Source organism: Streptomyces sp. NPDC057099 (assembly GCF_042671245.1).
Lineage (GTDB): Bacteria > Actinomycetota > Actinomycetes > Streptomycetales > Streptomycetaceae > Streptomyces > Streptomyces purpurascens.
Window position 1 is genome coordinate 1 of record NZ_JBHUTX010000086.1, and the last position, 17,725, is coordinate 17,725.

Below are 17,725 nucleotides of genomic sequence, written 5' to 3' on the forward strand. Positions count from 1 at the left end.
CAGGGTCGGCCCGGGGCGTTCTGCCCTTTCCTCTGAAGGACCGTCAAAAACCGTTCAAGGTAAGAACATCACTTACCCAACTCTCACCATGAAACGGCAAGAAACGCGGCCGGGCGCACATTCGGGCATACGTTCTGGTCGTGAACACAGATTCCGCTGCCCACAGAGGCGCCGGCCGTGAACCGCACCCCTTCGCCGGTCCACGGCCGACCACCGGTGGCACCGTCCGCCGCACTCTCCTGCGCACCGCGCTGACCGGGGCCGCAGCCCTCGGCGCTGGCCTCGCCGCCGCCCGGCCGGCCACCGCCGCCCCCACCCGAGGCTCACGGCCCGGCACCCCGGCCGAGGCCCTCAAGGAGCTGGCCGCGGGCAACCGCCGCTGGCGTGCCTACCGCGAACGCCACCCGCACGAAGCCCCGGAGATCCGGCGGACGTTGGCCACCGCCCAGCACCCCTTCGCGGTCGTGCTCGGCTGCATCGACTCCCGCGTCCCCCCGGAGCTGGTCTTCGACCAGGGGCTGGGCGACCTGATGACCGTCCGCACCGCCGGCGAGGTCCTGGACGAGGCCGTGCTCGGCAGCGTCGCCTACGGCGTTCTGGAACTCGGCATACCCCTGGTCGTGGTGCTCGGGCACCAGTCGTGCGGCGCGGTGCGCGCCGCTGTCGAGGCCGAGCAGTCCGGGAGTCGGCTGCCCGCGCACATCCAGTACCTGGCCGACCAGATCAGTCCGGCCATAGACCACAGCAAGGAAGGCGACGCCCGCATCGACGCGACCGTATCCGCCAATGTCAGGCTCGTACGCTCCAAGCTGGAAGCGGAGCCCGACCTCGCCGCCAGGATCACCACCGGCAGGCTGGCGATCGTGGGCGCCCGCTACGAACTGACCGACCAGACCGTCCACCAGGTCCGTTGAGAAGCTGCCGGTCCGCCGCACGCTTCGGCGGACCGGGCAGCCCTGTCACGCCCGCAGCGGATTGAAGCGCGCCGCCGCCATCAGGTACCAGGCGGTCGCCCCCGTGTGCCGGTACGGGTAGTAGCCGAAGCCGAACCCGGTGTCCAGCGGACTGCTCGCGGATACGACTCCGGCCCGCTCGGGGAGGGCCTTGCCGCCGACGGTCTGACCGCCGCCCAGCAGGTCCTGGGCCTGCTCGATCGAGGCGATCAGACGCCGGGCGCATGCCTCGTCACCACGGTCCCGCCGGTCCCGCAGGGCGAGTGCGAGGTGGGCCGTCCCCTCGAACCACACCCCGTCGCGGTCGGGCCTGGGCTGCCCCTCGGCGATCGGCGCGTCCTCGTTCGCCACGAGGCTCGCCGAGCTGAAGGTGACCCCCTCGTACGACTGCCCCGCGGGCACCGTGCTGTTCCTGCGCCCGGCGTGATCCAGGACGGCCAGCTCGGCCGCGGCCCAGTCCAGCGAACGCGCGTACCCACGGCCACCGGAGCCGAGGGCGAGATGGGTCCAGGTCTGTGTGTCCTCCGGGATCGGGGACTTGTTGACGGTCACGCCGTCGTTCGTGCCGGTGTAGAAGAAGCCCCCGGACGGCTCCCACATCCTCCGCACGAACGCCTCGGCCCGCCCGCGCCGTGCCGCCCACACCCGGTCCCCGGTGAGCCGGGCGAGCCGGCCGAAGAGACACACCAGGTCCGTGTTGTGCTCGGTGGAGGTGAACGGCAGCCTCTGGTTCGCCCCGTCCACCCCGAACTTGTAGCCGCCGAGCGGCTCGTCGGTCCGGCCGGTGCGCTCGATCCACTCGCCGATGCGTACGGCCCCGGTGAGGAAGCGGCGTGCCTTGGTGCGGCGGGCGAGCGCGCTCAGCGCGATCCCCGCCCAGGCCATGTCGCCCACCGACGTGCCGGTGAAGCCGAACTGCGTGCCGACGTTTGCGCTGCCGTCCGCCCGTACGAAGCCGTCCGGCTGCCTCGAACCGTCGTAGAAGGTGTACGGCCCGACGTTGTAGGCCTGTCGGAGCCTGCCGTCGTCGTACGAAGGGTCGTGCGACTGGGCGTAGAGGAGGGCGTCGCCCAACGCCGTCGCCCGGGTGAGAGCGCCCTCGGTCCGGGCCGCGAGGTGGGCCAGGACCGCCAGGGCGTTGTCGTAGGTGAACGCGGTGCTGAACAGGCCGGCCTGGTCCGTGTAGCTCTGGGTCAGGCGGATGCCGCCGTGGTCGGGATAGGCGTCCATGGCCGCGGCGAGGAAGGCCTGTCCTCGAGCCGGGGCGGATCCCCGGCCGGCGCCGGCCGAACCGGTGGCCACGGCCTGCCCGGAGCCGGCCGCGGCGAGTCCCACGGCACCGATGCCGAGTCCGGCACCGATGAGCGAACGCCGGCTGAACGCCGGGACTTGTCTGCCAGTCATGGATCTCCCTTGAGAGCGCTCTCAGCAGTGCGCGCTCATTCTGCTGACGCCCTGAGGACGGGTCAACGCCCCGGCGCAAAAGGAGAGTTCCGGGAGAAGACGAACGGGGGGTGGATCACTCGCACACGATCTCGTCACGCGGCGTGTAGTGCGTGCGGTACGGCTCCCGTTTCACTTCCCGGCCGTCGTTGTAGAAGACCCGGTCCACGGTGACGTCGAACCCTTCGAGGGGCGTCTGCGGGACGCACTCCTTGTCCTTGCTCTCCTTCTTCGACGGCTTCTTCACCTCGGTGCGCGGCCCCTTGACCGACTTGATCTCGTCGTACTTGCGGGTGCCGAGGAAGGAGACGGTCACGGACGTGTCCGTGGACTCGGCCTGGATGTAGATCGCCTTGCCGGAGTCGTTGGTGAACCTCAGGTCCAGGCTGCCCCAGGCGACCGTGGCCTCGCGGCCCTCCGGGTAGCGCTCGATGTAGAAGGAGTGCGCGCCGTGCTCCACGGGCTTGACCCCGGCGAAGAACAGCGCGTTGTACATGGTCGTCGCGACGGCCGAGACGCCGCCGCCGGACGCCTTCGTGAACTTGTCGTCGAGGATGATGATGCCCTCGACGAAGCTGTTGGCCTCGGTGCGCTCGCCGACGGTCCGGTTGAAGCTCCACGTCTCGTCGGGCCCGACGACGGAGCCGTTGATGAGTTCCACCGCCCGGCCGATGTTCTTCGTGCGGTACTCGGCCGGTTCGAAGTGGACGGTGAAGGAGGACATCTTCTCCGTCAGCCCCAGCTCCGGGGCGTTCTCCCGGGTCACCTCCGGCTGGGTCTCGCGTACGGCCACCTCGCCGTCGCGGTCGGCGCCCGAGCGCGTGAGCAGCGGCAGCACCGCCTTGCCCAGCGCCTTGTCGGTCACCTCCTGGCCGACCCTGGCGTCCTCTTCGACCACGACCTTGTCGCCGACCGCCCCCAGTCTGGCGTTCTCGGCGGTGGTGGTGACCTCGTCCAGCGGGCCGGCCACGGCGGGGTCGGCGCGCAGCCCCTTGGCGTCGAGCTCCGGTCTCAGCCTGCCGTCGCCGTCCGGCCGCAGGGACAGATGCTCGCCCAGCACGTCCTGGCCGACCGTGAACCGCTTGCCGCCCGCGGTGAGCGTGACGGGCGCCGACACGGCCGGCTCCGCGAACGTACGCACCGCCCGCCGCACCTCGTCGGCCGTGACCTTCGGCCGGGTCTCACGGGCCGGCAGCGACGTGACCGCGTCGGCGTCCCCGCGCAGGAAGGAGTCGCGCAGGGGAGTGACCGCGGCGTTCACGTCCAGCGCGTACCCCGTGCGCGGCGCGACCTCCTCGACCCGCCCGCCGTCGAAGGAGACGGCACCGTCACGGACCTTCTGGTCGAGCCCCTTCGCCAGCCGCCCGAGGGCCGCCCGGGCCTTGTCCTCGTCGAGACGTACGACCGGCTCGATCACGCCGCCCGAACGGAAGAACCCGCCGAACACGCTGAAGGGATCGGCACCGGTGCGTGCCGCCCGGTCGACGGTCTCCGCGACGTCGAAGGAGAGCCCGGCGCGCTGCGGATCGACCGAGCCCGTGCGCTCCCCGACCTTCACGGGCAGTTCCCGCGAGCCGTCCGCGCCCAGCCGCCGCTCCAGCTTCCGCACCGCCTCCGCACGGCTCAGTCCTCCGATCTCCACCCCGCGCACCGTCGTGCCGGTGTCGATCTCCCCGCCCGTGAGCATCAGCCCCGCCAGATACAGCCCGCCGACCCCCACGGCCAGCGCGCCGCCGGCCAGGGCGAACGGCGGAAGGGACGTGATACGCGGAACGGAGGATATGCGGGGGCGCATGGGTCTCCTGAAGATCGATACGAGAGTGCACCCGATGACGCGACGCTGCTGGGGGCAAACACATCAAGCTATCCACAACCGGGCGGCAAACCGGTATGGCCCAGACCACTTATGTCCGAGATCACGTCGGAACCGGCGGGAAAGCCCGCCCTGCGCCCCACGGCCACAGAGTGGTAACGACGAACAACGCTCAGGTCGCCGACGCGGTCTAGGCCACCATGAAGATCTCTTTCCTGATCCACAACGCCTACGGGATCGGAGGCACGATCACCACCACGTTCAACCTGGCCGGGGCCCTCGCCGAGCGGCACGACGTCGAGATCGTCTCCGCTTTACGCCACCGCGAGCACCCCAACCTCACCCCGCACCCCCGGGTGCGGCTGCGGTCGCTGGTGGACCTGCGCAAGGAAGCGGACGATCCGCTGCACCGGAGACCGGCGCGGGTGTACCCGCCCGCCGAGTACCGCCACCACCAGTACAGCGAGCTGACCGACCAGCGGATCGGCGAGCACCTCGAGTCGCTCGACGCCGACGTCGTCATCGGCACCCGCCCGGGCCTCAATGTGCACATCGCACGCCAGGCCCCGCAGCACGTCCTGCGCGTCGGCCAGGAACACCTCACCCTGGACAACCACTCGCCGCGGCTGCGCACCGCGCTGCGCCGCGCCTACCGCCGCCTCGACGTCGTCACCACCGTCACGGAGGCGGACGCCGCCGCCTACCGACGCAAGATGTGGCTGCCCGGCGTCCATGTGGAGGCCCTCCCGAACAGCGTTCCCGACCCCGCGCTGCCTCCCGCCGACGGCAACGCCAAGATCGTCATCGCCGCAGGCCGGCTCGTGCGGGTGAAGCGCTACGACCTCCTCATCGAGGCGTTCGCCCAGGTCGCCGCCGCGCACCCTGACTGGCAGCTGCGCATCTACGGCAAGGGCGAGGAACAGCCCGCCCTGCGGCAGCTCATCGAACGCCTCGGCCTGTGGAACAACGTGTTCCTGATGGGGGCCGCCACCCCCATGGAGGCTGAATGGGCCAAGGCCTCCATCGCCGCGGCCACGTCCGACTTCGAGCCGTTCGGCATGACGATCGTCGAGGCGATGCGCTGCGGACTGCCCGTCGTCAGCACCGACTGCCCCTACGGCCCCGGCGAGATCATCAAGGACGGCGCGGACGGCCGGCTGGTGCCGGTCGGAGACCGCGACGCCCTCGCCTCGGCCCTGCTGGAACTCGTCGGCGACGACGAGCGACGCCGCCGCATGGGCCGCACCGCCCTGGAGAACGCCCAGCGCTTCGCCCCCGGCCCCGTCGTCGCACAGGCCGAACGCATCATCGACGAGGCCATGACGGCCAAGAACACCGGCAGGCGGGCCACCGGGCAACACCGCGGGACGGACAGTCCGCTGGCCGGACGGGGCCACGCCGCCCGCGACCTCGTCCACACCGCGGCCGCCGGCGCCCTGCGCGCGATACGGAAGGGACAACGATGAGCAAGCAGCACGACACCTCCCTGCGCACCGACTGCGCCATCGACACGGACGGCCGGATCACCTTCCGCCTCCCCCCGACTTCGGCCGCCCGCCCCCGGCTGCTCCTGGTGCTGCGCCCCAAGAAGGGCCGGCCCGAGACGACCCGCCACCACCTCGACCTGGAACCCGGCCCGGCCGACGGCAAGTGGCACGCCGTGCTGGAACCGCACCAGGCACTCGACGAAGGCCGCTGGGACCTCCATCTGCTGCCGGAACCGGGAGCCGAACGACAGCGGCTGCGCCCCGGCCTGCGGGACCTGCGCGCCCTCGTCGACGGACACCTCCGCGACCGGCCCTCGCCCATCGCCGTGAGGATCCCGTACGTCACGAAGGACGGCTTCCTCGCCCTGCGGGCCTGGCTGCGCACCGCCCACGCCGAGGCCCGCACCCTCGACGTCACCGACCACACCATCACGGTCGAGGCCCGTCTGCACGGCGCCCGGCTCCACGAGGACGCCAGCGTGCGGCTGCGCCTGCGCGGCAGCGACACCGTACGGAGCCTGCGCCCCCGGATCGACGAGGACGGCAGAGGCTTCTCCTTCACCGCCGACCGGAACGACCTGGCGGTCGAGGGCGGGGGAGCCGGCCGGTTCTGGGACGCCTTCGTCCGGCCCACCGCCGACGCGCGGCCGATCAGGATCGGCCGGCTCCTCGACGACGTGGCCGACCGCAAGCACGTGTACGTCTATCCGGCCATCACCGCGGACGGAACCGCCGCGCGTCCTTACTACACCGTCGACAACGACCTCGCGATCGAGATGACGTAAGCCGAATACCGACATGCCCGAAATGAAAATCCATGGAGTTTCGGGTGGTTATTTCGTCAAAGCGCCGCGACAGGCATGTGTGGGTTTTGTGCAAAGCGGCGGCAAAAAGGTCAGGTGCTCGTTCTCAACGGCCGCAAAAGGGAAGGGGACTTGCGGCAATAACCAAACTCAAGTACCTAGATGAATCATGAACCTGTTCAACCGCGTCGTGTCGTCCCGCCGGCAGACGCCGCCCGTCCCCCCGCAGCGTCCGGCCGGCGCACCGGCATCCCCCACTGCCGTGCTGCCGGACCCCCACCTGACGAACCTCACCGGTGAATGGGTCGTCGACCCCGCGCACAGCAGGATCGGCTTCTCCGTCCGGCACGCCATGGTGACCACCGTGCGCGGCTGTTTCCTGGAGTACGAAAGCCGGCTCTACTTCGACGCGCGCGACCCCGCCCGGTCGCGGGCCGACATCACACTGTTCACCTCCAGCGTCGACACCGGGGTGGAACAACGCGACGCCCACCTGGTCGGCCGTGACTTCCTGGACGCCGCCACCTATCCGCGTATGCGCTTCACCAGCACCGGCGTGGAACACGCGGGGGCCGACCTTTTCCGCATGTCGGGCGAGCTCACCATCAAAGGCGTCTCACGCCCCGTCGTACTGGATTTGACCTACATCGGACACGTCACCGACCCCTTCGGATACGAAAGGGCCGGATTCGACGGCACCACGACCATCAACCGCTCCGACTGGGGGCTGACCTACAACAGCAGGCTGGCCGAGGGCGGTGCGATGGTGAGCGAGAAGGTGCGCCTGCAGCTCGACATCGCCGCCATCCGCATGGCCCCGTCGGCCGGCTGACCACGCCGGGCTGCCGTACGGCTCACGACACGGCGTCGGCCCCGGCCACGACCCGGAACGTGGCCGGGCCGAGCGTGAGGACCCCGTCGCTCAGCGGCACGCACCGCACGCCGCCCCGCCCACGCAGGGCACGCTGGGCGCCGGGACCGATCGTCACGTCCATCCAGGCGCAGGGCCGGGCGGCCCGGCGCACGGCGAACTCCACCGGCCCCTCTCCGCAGTCGAGGGAGATCGTCGCACCGATGCAGGAGTCGATGTCGACGCCTCTGAGCAGGATGTTCCGGCGCGTGTGCCGCAGGTCGGCGTCCTCCGGGAGGCTCTCCGAGGCCATGATGGTCACCGACGCGTTCCGGTGCGCGGGCCGGGCGTAGTAGCGGTCACCGACCAGCCCCAGGCCGCGGCGTACCTCCGCCCGGGCGACGCGCTCGTCCGACGGGCCGGGGGAGGGCCCGTCCGCCGGTCGTCCGGCCAGCCGGTGCGCGGGGGACACCAGCAGCTGCAGCACCTCCACCTCGGTCATGACGCCCACCCTACGTACGGGTGACCACTCCCGGCCTCGCGTCCCCCGACCGGCGGAGGCGTACGGCGCCCCGGCCCGTCACCCGTCCTGTCTCCGCCCGAGCCCGCCCTGCTCCGGAGGTCCCCGGCCGTCCGCCGACTCGCCGGCGGTGAGGTGCTCCAGGACCTCGACCAGTTCCTGGCAGGCGCGCTCCACGGAGCGCCGGGTGTTGATCTGCTCGGTGATCACGGCCGACAGGATGAGCGCCGTCAGGGCCATCGCCCCGTTGAAGGCCTGCAGCTTGAGCATCACCTCCACGCGGCTGAGCCCCCCGAACGGCCCGACCCGGTCGGTCGCCGCCACCGTGACCATGATCGAGGCGAAGAGGGCGCACAGCATGCTGCCCGCCAGCTGGAAACGCAGAGCCGCCCAGATCAGCAGGGGATAGACGAGGAACAGGAGACTGAGCCAGCTGTGCGCGGCCAGCGGAACGACACAGCAGGCGATCAGCGCCAGGCCCGAGGCCTCCTTCCAGCGCGTCAGCCGCAGGGGCCGGCGGATGCGGACCAGCAGGAGCAGCACCGGGGTGACGATCAGTACGCCCATGGCGTCACCCACCCACCAGGCCAGCCACACGGCCCAGAAGCTCGGCCAGTCGAGCTTGCCCGTGGCGATCAGCAGGCCGGCGCCCACGGTCGAGCTGATCAGCATGGCGGTGAACGCCCCCAGGAACACCAGAGCGAGACCGTCGCGCAGCCGCGCGAGATCGGTCCGGAATCCGGCTCGGCGCAGCAGCAGATACCCGACGACCGGTGCCGCCGTGTTGCCCGCCAGGACGCCGAGCGAGGACGGCGTGAGGGAGGTGATGGACACGATGACCAGGAAGGCACCCAGGGCGATCCCCGGCCAACAGCGCAGCCCGAGGATCAGCAGGAAGGCGACCGAGACGCCGGTGGGGGGCCAGATGGGGGTGACGACCGCGCCCTCGACGACCAGCTCCTGCAGCAGGCCCAGCTTCCCCGACACGTAATAGCAGGCGGCGACGGCCAGCGTCTGCAGAGCGAGAACGACCGGCTTGCGCAGATCCTGGCTACCCACCACAGCAGCCATCAGACACCGAGGTCGCCGCGTCTGCGAGGTGAGAGCGGGGTCCTGCGGCCCTATGGCTGAGCGTCCGGCCCGTCGAGCCCGACCACCAGGACGGCGGCGTCGTCGTCGTGCCCCACACGCTCGGCGCCCTTGATCACGGCGGCCGCGAGCGCGTCCACGTCCATGCCCGCCACCGCCGCGATGCCGGTGAGCCGCGTCACCGTGTCCAGCCCCTCCTCGAGCCGCATCGACGGTCCCTCCACGACACCGTCCGTGAGCAGCACGAACACACCGCCCGTGGTGAGCTCGTACCGGGTCACCGGATACAGCGAACCCGTCTGGACACCGAGAGGCGGACCACCCTCGTCCGCGGTGAGGCCGGACTTCCCGTCGGCCGTGGCCCAGATGCAGGGCAGATGCCCGGCCCGCGCGCTCTCCAGCACCCCGGCGCACGGATCGAGCCGCATGAAGGTGCAGGTGGCGAAGAGGTCCGAGCGCAGGGACAGCAGCAGTTCGTTGGTCCGGGCCAGGACCTCGCCCGGCTCGCTGGTGACGGAGGCCAGGGCCCGCAGCCCGGCCCGCACCTGCCCCATGAACGCGGCCGCCTCGATGTTGTGGCCCTGGACGTCACCGATGGACAGACCGATCCGGCCGTCGCCCAGCGTGAAGGCGTCGTACCAGTCGCCGCCCACGTTGAGGCCCTGGGTCGCGGGCGCGTACCGCACGGCCAGATGCAGCCGCCGGGCGACGGGCAGATCCCGCGGGAGCATGTCGCTCTGCAGTGCGAGGGCCAGTTCGACCCGGGAGCGCTGCATCTCGGCCTGCGCTCGTGCCTGGGCCGTCAGATCCCCGAGCCTGGTCAGCAGCTCGTCGCCGTCGTCCGTGGTGCCGGTGCGGGACATTGATCACTCCGGCGAGGGTGGTCACGGTCGGTGACAGCCCTCAGTGGTAAATCGCCTGAAATGCGTCCATAGGATGATACTCAGTCGAGGGCTCCGACCACGACTCGCGCACCTCGCTCTCCCTCACCGCGCCGACCGGACCACCCCGGAGTCCGCACGCCGGCCGACCGCCGCCAGGACGAACGTCACGCTGATCAGCAGCGCCCAGGCGCCGAACTTCCCCACCCCCACGGGCTCCCACCCGTGCTCCTGATACGGATAGCGCCACGCGCCGACCAGGGTGGCCAGATTCTCCGCCACCCACAGAAAGAACCCGATCAGGACGAACGACACGGCCAGCGGCATCCGCCGGGTCACGCCCCGTACCGTGAAGCGCACCGACGTCCCCGCCGTGACGGCCACGAGCAGCCCGGCCAGCACCCACCGCACGTCGGGCAGCCAGTGATGGCTGAAAAAGTTGACGTAGATGGCCGCCGCCACCACGGCGGTCGCACGCGGCCGATAGCCCACGATCTCCAGGTCGAACAGATGCCAGGCACGGCAGATGTAGCTGCCGACCGCCGCGTAGAGAAACCCTCCGTACAGCGGGACACCGGCGAACTTCAGCACGGCCGGCTCCGGGTAGCTCCAGGAACCGAGCGACACCTTCACCAGCTCGAAGGCCAGACCGATGACATGGCAGACCGCGATGACCGCGACGTCCCGCCCGTTCTCCCAGCCGCGCATCCAGAACACCAGCGTGAGCAGCACGCCGTAGACCACCAGCAAGTCGTAGCGCGCCACAGGGAGCTCGGGCAACAGCGTGGACACGGCCACGCCGCACAGCAGGGCGATGGCGAACGCGCAGGCCCGCGTCTGCGTCCAGGCGAAGTCGAGCAGCTGACGCACCGGTGCGGCCCAGGGGCCGGCGAAGCTTGAAGGGATCATGGTGCCCTCTAGGACGACACCGCACGCCGGCCGGTTGCGGCGAACCTCCCCACCCGCCACTCGTACGGCGAGAAGCCGAAGATCCGCTTTACGGTGTCCTGGTGCGATCTGTTCCGAAATGGGTTCTGCTGTCGTCCGGCTGCGCACCCGTCGTGCTGATCATGGGCTGGGCGGTGTCGGCATCCCTGCAAGGCCCCTCCTACGACCCCGCCGCCCAGACGATCAGCGTCCTCGCGGCTCCCGGCGGCTCCAGCTACTGGGTGATGACGGCCGCCTTCATCGCCCTGGGCGTCTGTCACCTGCTCACCGCGTGGGGACTGCGCCCGGCCGCGCCCGCGGGACGCGCGGCCCTCGCGGTCGGGGGTGTGTCGGCCTTGGCGGTGGCCGTGTTTCCGGCGCCGAGCAGCGGCGGCTCCCTCTCCCACGGTTCGGTCGCTGTCGTCGGCTTCCTCGTCCTCGCGGCCTGGCCCGTCCTGGCCGCCAGAAAGGGCGACGCCGTGCCCTGGGCCCTGAGGCCCTTTCCCTCCCTGGGGGCGACCGCCGTGATGGCACTGGGCGCGGCATGGTTCCTGGCCGAACTCCACCAGCAGGGCGCCCCCGGCGCGGTCGAACGCGCGGTGACGACGATCCAGTCGGTCTGGCCTTTCGCGGTCGTCCTGTCCTGCTTCTCCTTGCCTCGAACCGCACGCGACGAGTACCGAGGCTGACCCCTCAGTCCCCGCACACCTTCCGGTACGTGGCCTCCGGCACGTACGTCCGCCACTGCGTCCGGCGGTGGCCTGGGGCGACGGCGGCTGGGGCCAGCCGGGCCTGGTCACCCTGGACAACATGAGGAGCGACCTGCGCACCAAGCTGTCCAACGCCGCCTGGGGCAACGCCAACCTCCCGCTGGCCGGGGCCCTCGTCGGCAACATCAGCAAGGCCCGCAGCGCCGACAGCCGAGCCGTGGCCGCCATGCCGGCGTTCTGACGCCGGCCGGGATCCGAGGCGGAACACCTCCCGACCGCGCCCGCCGACGCACCCTCCCCCAGGGCGTCGGCGGCCGCTTCACGTCTCAGCCGCGCGCGGCGAGCGCCTCGCGCCACGCCGGGCTGTCGACGTAGTGGTTGTCGAATCGCTCCGAGGAGTCCTTGATCTCCTGCGGGTCGGCCTCGCCGCGCATCACCCGGCCAAGGAGCCGCAGATAGTCGAAGCGGCCGGCGCCCGGGGTGAAGACGAACAGCACGTCGGCCGTCCTGCCGGGCGCCGCGGCGAAGGCGTGCGGGGTGTGCGGCGGCACGACGAGGAAGTCGCCCGTCTCCAGGACGGTGATCTCCTCGCCCACCAGTACCTGAAGCGCTCCGTCGATCACGAAGAACATCTCGGACGCCTCGGTGTGCAGATGGGCGGGTGCTCCGACCGCGCCTTCGGCGAACGTCGACCGGTAGCTTGTGAGCCGCCCGCCGGTGTGGCCGGAGTCCGCGAAAAGGGTCATGACGCTGCTGGGGTCACGGGTCGTCTCGGCGTCGGCGGCGCGGGTGAGGACGGGGCTGAAGTCCGCGGTCTGTGTCGTCTGCGTGGTCTCGTTCGTCTTCGTCGTCATGACTACGACTCTATGGAGCCGATCGACCGGCCGTGGGGTGCAGTTTGAGGCCACAATCATGGGTCAATTGGCGTTGGCGTTCCTCGACCTCCCGCTGTACCGCGGCGAGGCCATGGAACCCGGTCTCGGCTGCACGGTGAGCATCAAGCTCGAAACGGCCAACCCGGTCCGCAGTTTCAAGGCCCGCGGCACCGAGGTGGTCGCGAGCCTGCTCGCCGGCCTCGGCATCGCTCACCGCTGACTCATCGCTCCACGTGGCGGGGAGAGGGGCCGGCGCCCACCTTCACCGCCGTGCAGCAGCATCCGGCGAAGGCCGGCCGGCCCTCAGCGGGAAGCCAGCCCCCGCTCCTGGGCCGCCGCTCCGAAGTAGTCGCCACCCTTGCGCTTGACGTCGTCGGTGCCCCAGGCCTGCTCGCCCTCGGCGGCGGAACCGTCCGCTCTGGTCGTGTTCTGCCGGAGCGGCGCCTTGACCAGCCTCGGTATGTGCTTCGAGCAGTGGATGTACGCCTCCTCGACCTCCACCTCCACCCACACCTGGGGACGGCGGCCGGGTACCGGATCAACGGGCAGGTCCGGATGCCTCTGGCGCATCGTGTCGTCGGTGACCAGCCGCGCCCGGCCGTTGACATGCAGGCCGATCCGGTCCTGGGAGAAGTCGATCATCAGCAGGCCGACGTGCGGGTTCTCCCGGATGTTGCCGAGCGAGGCCATGACGCCGTTCCCGCGGTACTCCGGGTATGCCAGGGCCCCTTCGTCGAGCACTTGGAGAAAACCGGGCGGGCCGGCCCGGAAGGTGCTGTCGCACTCGCCGTGGCGGTCCGAGGTCGCGAGGAAGAACATCTCCTGGCGGGCCACGAACTCCTGCATGCGTGGGTTGAGCCGGTCCAGCACCTGCTCGTCGTAGAACCGGTCGGCGCGGCCGACGGTGCCCAACTCACGTTGGATCTGGTGCTCGCCCCGACTTCCGGGCCGGTCCGCCCGCTCATCGTGGTGCAACGGTCCTCCTGACGGGGATCTCAGTGTTCACCTCGGCGCAGGTGACTGATTCAGTCACCTGGCAGGCCGAAAATCACCACCGGCCATGCACGAGAGAGTAGAGCACGACGAATCTCAGGCCCCTGTCTTCTTTTGGCGTAGAAGTTCTTGTTCTCAATTCGCCACTTATGTGACGAGATGCAACGGTCTGCATATGGTTTCGTCACAGAACGCGGAAATGATCAGAACCAGCGACTGCCGCCGCCGCAGGGCGAGTCCGGCATTCGTGCTCTTCGCGGCGGCCGTGATACTCGGCGTTGCCACCAGCGCGGAGGCCCTGCCGTCTGCCCGGTTCGGGCCCGACTGGGACGCCATCGCCGCGTGCGAGTCCGGCGGGAACTGGAAGGCCAACACCGGCAACGGCCACTACGGCGGCCTTCAGTTCACCCAGTCCAGCTGGGTGGCCGCCGGGGGACGCAAGTACGCCTCGCGCGCCGACCTGGCCACCCGCAAAGAGCAGATCATCGTGGCCAGGCGGTTGGCCGCGTTGCAGGGAATGTCCGCATGGTCCTGCGCGCGAGTGAACTAGCCGGAATCGCCGCCGGTTTCTGAGTCACTCAGGACGTAGCTCGTCACATCGGGAGCGAGAGCAGGCGTACTGGTTCCGAAGGCCAGTACGCGTTGTCGCGCAGCGCGGTCACCATGGTCCGCAGCGGCATGGACACCAGGCGGTTCTCGGGCTGTTCGACACGTACGTCGCTGTCGAGCGGGTGCCACCCGAGGCGCTGGTACAGCGGCACGAGGGCAGGTCTGCAGAACAGAAGCGCGTGCTGCGGCCCCATCGTGCGGGCGTGATCAAGTGCCGCCTGGATCACGAGCCGAGCCAACCCCCGGCCTTGCATGTCGGGTGCGACGGCCACACCGCCGACCCCTACTACTTCCGTCTCCACGTCGCCCAAGGCGACGGGCAGCCGTAACAGGCCCGCGTGCGCCACAAGCCGGTCGCCGTGCCTGATGCCGAAGTGTTCCCTCTTGGGCAGCCAGGTCAGACCGGCAGCGGCGACACCGAAGGGGTCATCGCCGTCGCCGAGGATCTCGTCCTGCTCCGCCTTCGTGTAGCGGGGGAGCCGCACCACCGCCGGTGCCACGGGGAATTGGTCGTCGAACATCCCTACATGATGATCGCTCCCGCGAGGGCGGGCCGGCAACTGCCCAGCCACTCGGCGAATCAGTACTCACCTTGAGGGCGACTGGTGGTGATCGTTGCCGCGCTCCTGAGTACCGGCACCGCTTCGAGCACGAGGATGGCCAGGTCGTCGGCGATGGGCTGGGTGCTGAAGTCATGGGTGGTCTGACGGATGCGCTCGGCGATGGCCTTGGCGCCCAGCCCCGCGCAGGTGGCGAGGATGCGCGCGAGGCCGTTGTCGTCGTCGAGTTGCTGTGTGCCGTTGCGGCGTTCGGTGACGCCGTCGGTGACACAGAGGAGCGTTTCGCCTGGTGTGAGCGTGATGGTGTCGGCGTGGTAGTTGGTGTGTTCTTCGACGCCGAGGAGTATCTGGGGGCGCGCGGCGGATATGACGGTGCCGTTGGTCGTCAGTCGTAGGGGTGATGGGTGTCCGGCGCTGGCGATGGTGCACTGGGTGCTGCCGGTGGCGGGGTCGGGTTCGAGTTCCCCGTAGAGCAGGCTGAGCAGGCGGGCTCCTTCGCCGCGGGGTGTGGTGGCTTCGGCGGCTTCCTCGGTCATCGCGTGGTTGAGGCGGTTGAGAAGGGTTTCGACGCCGTGGCCCTCGCGGGCGAGAAGTCGTACGAGGTGGCGGGCGAGACCGGTGACGGACATGGCTTCCATGTCGTGGCCGGAGACATCGCCGAGCAGGAAGCACCACCGGTGCCGGCCCATGGGGAACAGGTCGTAGAAGTCGCCGCCGACGGTCTGGCCTTCCGCCCAGGGCTCGTAGACGAGCGCCGTGTCGATGCCGGGGATGGCGGCGAGCGAGGTGGGGAGCTGGCGGCGCTGGAGCGTACGGCTGATGGTCGCCTGGCGGGTGTAGTGGCGGGCCGTGACCACCGCCTGGGCCGTACGGCGGGCGACGTCTTCGACCAGTCGTACGACGGTGTCGGTGAGTTCGGGTTGTCCTGCCTGGCCGATGAGGAGTGTGCCGTGGTACCGGCCGCCGGCGACGAGGGGGAAGGCCAGCGCGGAGCCGCCGGTGTTGGGGGTCTTCTCGCCTTCGGGCCAGGGCCAGGGGAGGCCGGTCGTGCTGAGCGCGGCGCTCGGGGGGTCTTTCTCCAGGGACCGGCGGAGGGTGCGGATGTGCTGTTCGTCGGTGTGCCAGACACGGGAGAGCCGTAGGCCGGCGTGGTCGGTGGTGAGCCATATGGCGCACCAGTCGGCGAGTCGGGGGACCAGGAGCTGTCCGGCGAGGGCGGCGACCATGTCCTCGTCCAGCTGTCCGGCGAGGAGTTCTCCGGCCTCGGCGAGGAACCACTGCCCTTCGCGTTCGGCCCACTGGGCTCGGTGGCCGGGATGTCCACGCGGCAGGGCGGGCTCGGGGGGTGGCGGAGGGCGGCGGGTGACCTCGGCCGGGAGGCCGGCGACGGGGTGCTCGGTGGCGGCGAGCGGGCGCGCCGTCGCGCATTCCAGGCGGACCCAGGTGGCCTTTCCGGTGCGCCGGCAGGTCACGCCCCAGGATTCCGCCAGCGAGTGCATGAGTTGCCGACGGTAACCGTGCACGGGGCTGTGCGGGCTTGTGCTGCCGCCGGGACGGCCCGCGGGGCCGTGTTCCAGCACCTCGACCACGACACCCACCCACCCGGCCCCGGCGCGGGCCTGCGCGGTCCTGGCCCAGGGGCCGAGCGCGTGCGGTCCGGGTCCGACCTGGAGATGGCAGGCCACTTCGAGGCCGGGCCCCGCGTGTGCGGCAGCGCTGGTGACCAGTTCGCTGGCGAGGAGCACGGCATCGTCGACGGACCCGTCGCTGATCGCCGGTGCCTCGGGGGAGTGGGGCGCGGTCCGTTCGGTGAGCACGGCGCGCACGAACTTGCGTGCCGCAGCGGCCGCGAGTTCGTTGGCGGGTACATGCATCCGTGCTGGTGTTGTTGAACGCGGACCGAAGGACCGTCGTGTCTGCGACCCCGCTTGTGGCCTCACGGCAACCCCTGCCCAGCTCACTGCGGACGAGTACAGGACGAATGTAGCCTAAATGGTGAGTGGTCATATTTTGCGCCAAGAGAAGTGTGTTGTCATGGATTCTGTCGCTCGCTCTGAACTCGTTTCTTCTGAGCCGGAATCCGGGGAGCGGGAGCCCGGTGGACCCGGTTCCGCGGCCACGACTCGGCCTGCACCCGGCCCGGGGGGTGAGTGGGTGCAGGTGGCCGAGTTGCGTCCGCTGCTGGCGGCCATGAGTTCTCTTTGTGACGGCGATTTCACTGTACGTATGGGTAACGTGCCCGAAGGAATTGTCGCGGAGCTGGCGGGAGTGTTCGACCAGATCACCACGCGGAACGCGCACCTGGCGTCGGAGCTGGAGCGCGTGCGCCGCGAGGTACTCCGGCAGGGGCGGCTGGACGAGCGGCTGGCGGCGAGTCCAGGGTCGGGCGGGTGGGCGACGGGCGTGGACGCGGCCAACGCGCTGCTGGAAGCCTTGGCCGTCCCGATCGTGAATGCCACACGTGTCCTGGACGCGGTCGCCGACGGTGATCTGACGCAACGCGCCGAGCTGCACGACGGCAGGCGCCAGCTGCGCGGTGATCTGCGACGCCTGGGGCGCGGCGTGAACCGCATGGTGGAGCAGCTGTCGCTGTTCACCGGCGAGCTCACCCGGGTCTCCCGGGAGGTCGGTACCGAGGGCCGCCTCGGCGGGCGTGCCACGGTGCAGGGGCTGTCCGGCGACTGGCGCTACGTGACCGAGGCCGTCAACACGATGGCGTCCCGGCTGACCGCGCAGGTGCGTGACATCGCGGTGGTGACCACGGCGGTCGCGCGCGGTGATCTGACCCGGCAGGTCACGGTGGAGGCGACCGGCGAGCTGCTGGAGCTGAAACTGACGGTGAACACCATGGTCGACCAGCTGCGGGCGTTCGCCGACGAGGTCACCCGGGTCTCCCGCGAGGTCGGCACCGAGGGACAGCTGGGCGGCCGCGCCCAGGTGCCGGGCGTGTCCGGGGTGTGGAAGGACCTCACGGACAACGTCAACTTCATGGCGTCCAACCTCACCTCGCAGGTGCGCAACATCGCCCAGGTGACCACGGCGGTCGCCACCGGCGATCTGAGCCAGAAGATCACGGTGGACGCCCGGGGCGAGATCCTGCAGCTGAAGCTGACGGTGAACACGATGGTCGACCAGCTGTCGGCGTTCGCGGGCGAGGTCACCCGGGTCGCCCGCGAGGTCGGCACCGAGGGCAATCTGGGCGGGCAGGCGCA

The 17,725-nt window shown here is 70.4% G+C and carries 19 protein-coding genes; 9 read left to right on the forward strand and 10 right to left on the reverse strand.

Annotated elements, in window-relative coordinates; all coding sequences use genetic code 11:
• Positions 1-140: 140 nt before the first annotated feature.
• On the forward strand, positions 141-914 hold the full coding sequence (locus tag ACFT4A_RS41670; RefSeq protein ID WP_382841685.1) for a carbonic anhydrase: 774 nt from the start codon (positions 141-143) through the stop codon (positions 912-914).
• A gap of 45 nt (positions 915-959) precedes the next feature.
• On the opposite strand, the gene ACFT4A_RS41675 is transcribed toward ACFT4A_RS41670, so the two are convergent.
• Together ACFT4A_RS41675 and ACFT4A_RS41680 are read right to left on the reverse strand one after the other, a co-directional pair.
• The gene (locus ACFT4A_RS41675) at positions 960-2,357 is read right to left on the reverse strand and encodes a Tat pathway signal sequence domain protein (protein ID WP_382841687.1); all 1,398 of its coding nucleotides are present in this window, start codon (positions 2,355-2,357) and stop codon (positions 960-962) included.
• A 115-nt stretch (positions 2,358-2,472) separates the two neighbouring features.
• On the reverse strand, positions 2,473-4,191 hold the full coding sequence (locus tag ACFT4A_RS41680) for a VanW family protein (protein WP_382841694.1): 1,719 nt from the start codon (positions 4,189-4,191) through the stop codon (positions 2,473-2,475).
• Between the two features lie 218 nt (positions 4,192-4,409).
• On the opposite strand from ACFT4A_RS41680, the gene ACFT4A_RS41685 reads away from it, so the two are divergent.
• The 3 genes from ACFT4A_RS41685 to ACFT4A_RS41695 all read left to right on the forward strand — a co-directional run bounded on the left by ACFT4A_RS41685 (position 4,410) and on the right by ACFT4A_RS41695 (position 7,331).
• Positions 4,410-5,675, forward strand: coding sequence for a glycosyltransferase family 4 protein (locus ACFT4A_RS41685; protein WP_382841697.1), 1,266 nt, complete (start codon positions 4,410-4,412; stop codon positions 5,673-5,675).
• Positions 5,672-6,481 (forward strand): transferase, encoded by an 810-nt coding sequence (locus ACFT4A_RS41690; RefSeq protein WP_382841700.1) that lies wholly within the window; start codon positions 5,672-5,674, stop codon positions 6,479-6,481. The genes ACFT4A_RS41685 and ACFT4A_RS41690 overlap by 4 nt, the downstream gene beginning before the upstream one ends.
• Before the next feature lie 187 nt (positions 6,482-6,668).
• Entirely contained in the window at positions 6,669-7,331 is a 663-nt protein-coding gene (locus tag ACFT4A_RS41695; RefSeq protein WP_382841703.1) for a YceI family protein, read from the forward strand.
• A gap of 22 nt (positions 7,332-7,353) precedes the next feature.
• Here ACFT4A_RS41695 and ACFT4A_RS41700 read toward each other — a convergent pair whose 3' ends face one another.
• From ACFT4A_RS41700 to ACFT4A_RS41715, 4 genes are all read right to left on the reverse strand, one after another.
• On the reverse strand, positions 7,354-7,851 hold the full coding sequence (locus ACFT4A_RS41700) for a molybdenum cofactor biosysynthesis protein (protein ID WP_382841705.1): 498 nt from the start codon (positions 7,849-7,851) through the stop codon (positions 7,354-7,356).
• A 78-nt stretch (positions 7,852-7,929) separates the two neighbouring features.
• The gene (locus tag ACFT4A_RS41705; RefSeq protein ID WP_382841734.1) at positions 7,930-8,931 is read right to left on the reverse strand and encodes an MASE1 domain-containing protein; all 1,002 of its coding nucleotides are present in this window, start codon (positions 8,929-8,931) and stop codon (positions 7,930-7,932) included.
• Between the two features lie 59 nt (positions 8,932-8,990).
• A complete protein-coding gene (locus ACFT4A_RS41710) occupies positions 8,991-9,821 on the reverse strand; it encodes a PP2C family protein-serine/threonine phosphatase (RefSeq protein ID WP_382841708.1) in 831 nt (276 codons plus the stop codon).
• A gap of 123 nt (positions 9,822-9,944) precedes the next feature.
• Positions 9,945-10,748, reverse strand: coding sequence for a DUF817 domain-containing protein (locus tag ACFT4A_RS41715; RefSeq protein WP_382841710.1), 804 nt, complete (start codon positions 10,746-10,748; stop codon positions 9,945-9,947).
• Between the two features lie 101 nt (positions 10,749-10,849).
• On the opposite strand from ACFT4A_RS41715, the gene ACFT4A_RS41720 reads away from it, so the two are divergent.
• Both ACFT4A_RS41720 and ACFT4A_RS41725 read left to right on the forward strand, forming a co-directional pair.
• Positions 10,850-11,455: a DUF998 domain-containing protein gene (locus ACFT4A_RS41720; RefSeq protein ID WP_382841713.1), complete on the forward strand. Its 606-nt coding sequence runs from the start codon at positions 10,850-10,852 to the stop codon at positions 11,453-11,455.
• Positions 11,456-11,522: 67 nt separating this feature from the next.
• Positions 11,523-11,717: a hypothetical protein gene (locus ACFT4A_RS41725; protein WP_382841715.1), complete on the forward strand. Its 195-nt coding sequence runs from the start codon at positions 11,523-11,525 to the stop codon at positions 11,715-11,717.
• An 85-nt stretch (positions 11,718-11,802) separates the two neighbouring features.
• On the opposite strand, the gene ACFT4A_RS41730 is transcribed toward ACFT4A_RS41725, so the two are convergent.
• Positions 11,803-12,330 carry a cupin domain-containing protein gene (locus ACFT4A_RS41730; RefSeq protein WP_382841718.1) on the reverse strand — a complete coding sequence of 176 codons (528 nt, stop codon included), beginning with the start codon at positions 12,328-12,330 and terminating at the stop codon, positions 11,803-11,805.
• Between the two features lie 67 nt (positions 12,331-12,397).
• Here ACFT4A_RS41730 and ACFT4A_RS41735 point away from each other — a divergent pair, with 67 nt between their 5' ends.
• Positions 12,398-12,571 carry a hypothetical protein gene (locus tag ACFT4A_RS41735; RefSeq protein ID WP_382841736.1) on the forward strand — a complete coding sequence of 58 codons (174 nt, stop codon included), beginning with the start codon at positions 12,398-12,400 and terminating at the stop codon, positions 12,569-12,571.
• Between the two features lie 83 nt (positions 12,572-12,654).
• Here ACFT4A_RS41735 and ACFT4A_RS41740 read toward each other — a convergent pair whose 3' ends face one another.
• Positions 12,655-13,326 (reverse strand): pyridoxamine 5'-phosphate oxidase family protein, encoded by a 672-nt coding sequence (locus ACFT4A_RS41740; protein WP_382841721.1) that lies wholly within the window; start codon positions 13,324-13,326, stop codon positions 12,655-12,657.
• A gap of 217 nt (positions 13,327-13,543) precedes the next feature.
• On the opposite strand from ACFT4A_RS41740, the gene ACFT4A_RS41745 reads away from it, so the two are divergent.
• Positions 13,544-13,894, forward strand: coding sequence for a transglycosylase family protein (locus tag ACFT4A_RS41745; RefSeq protein ID WP_382841723.1), 351 nt, complete (start codon positions 13,544-13,546; stop codon positions 13,892-13,894).
• Between the two features lie 43 nt (positions 13,895-13,937).
• On the opposite strand, the gene ACFT4A_RS41750 is transcribed toward ACFT4A_RS41745, so the two are convergent.
• On the reverse strand, positions 13,938-14,474 hold the full coding sequence (locus ACFT4A_RS41750) for a GNAT family N-acetyltransferase (protein ID WP_382841726.1): 537 nt from the start codon (positions 14,472-14,474) through the stop codon (positions 13,938-13,940).
• A gap of 59 nt (positions 14,475-14,533) precedes the next feature.
• Positions 14,534-16,387, reverse strand: coding sequence for a SpoIIE family protein phosphatase (locus tag ACFT4A_RS41755; protein WP_382841729.1), 1,854 nt, complete (start codon positions 16,385-16,387; stop codon positions 14,534-14,536).
• 316 nt (positions 16,388-16,703) lie between these two features.
• Between ACFT4A_RS41755 and ACFT4A_RS41760 the strand changes: the two genes are divergently transcribed.
• Positions 16,704-17,725 (forward strand): HAMP domain-containing protein (locus tag ACFT4A_RS41760; protein ID WP_382841731.1); only part of this gene is annotated, 1,022 nt, incomplete at its 3' end.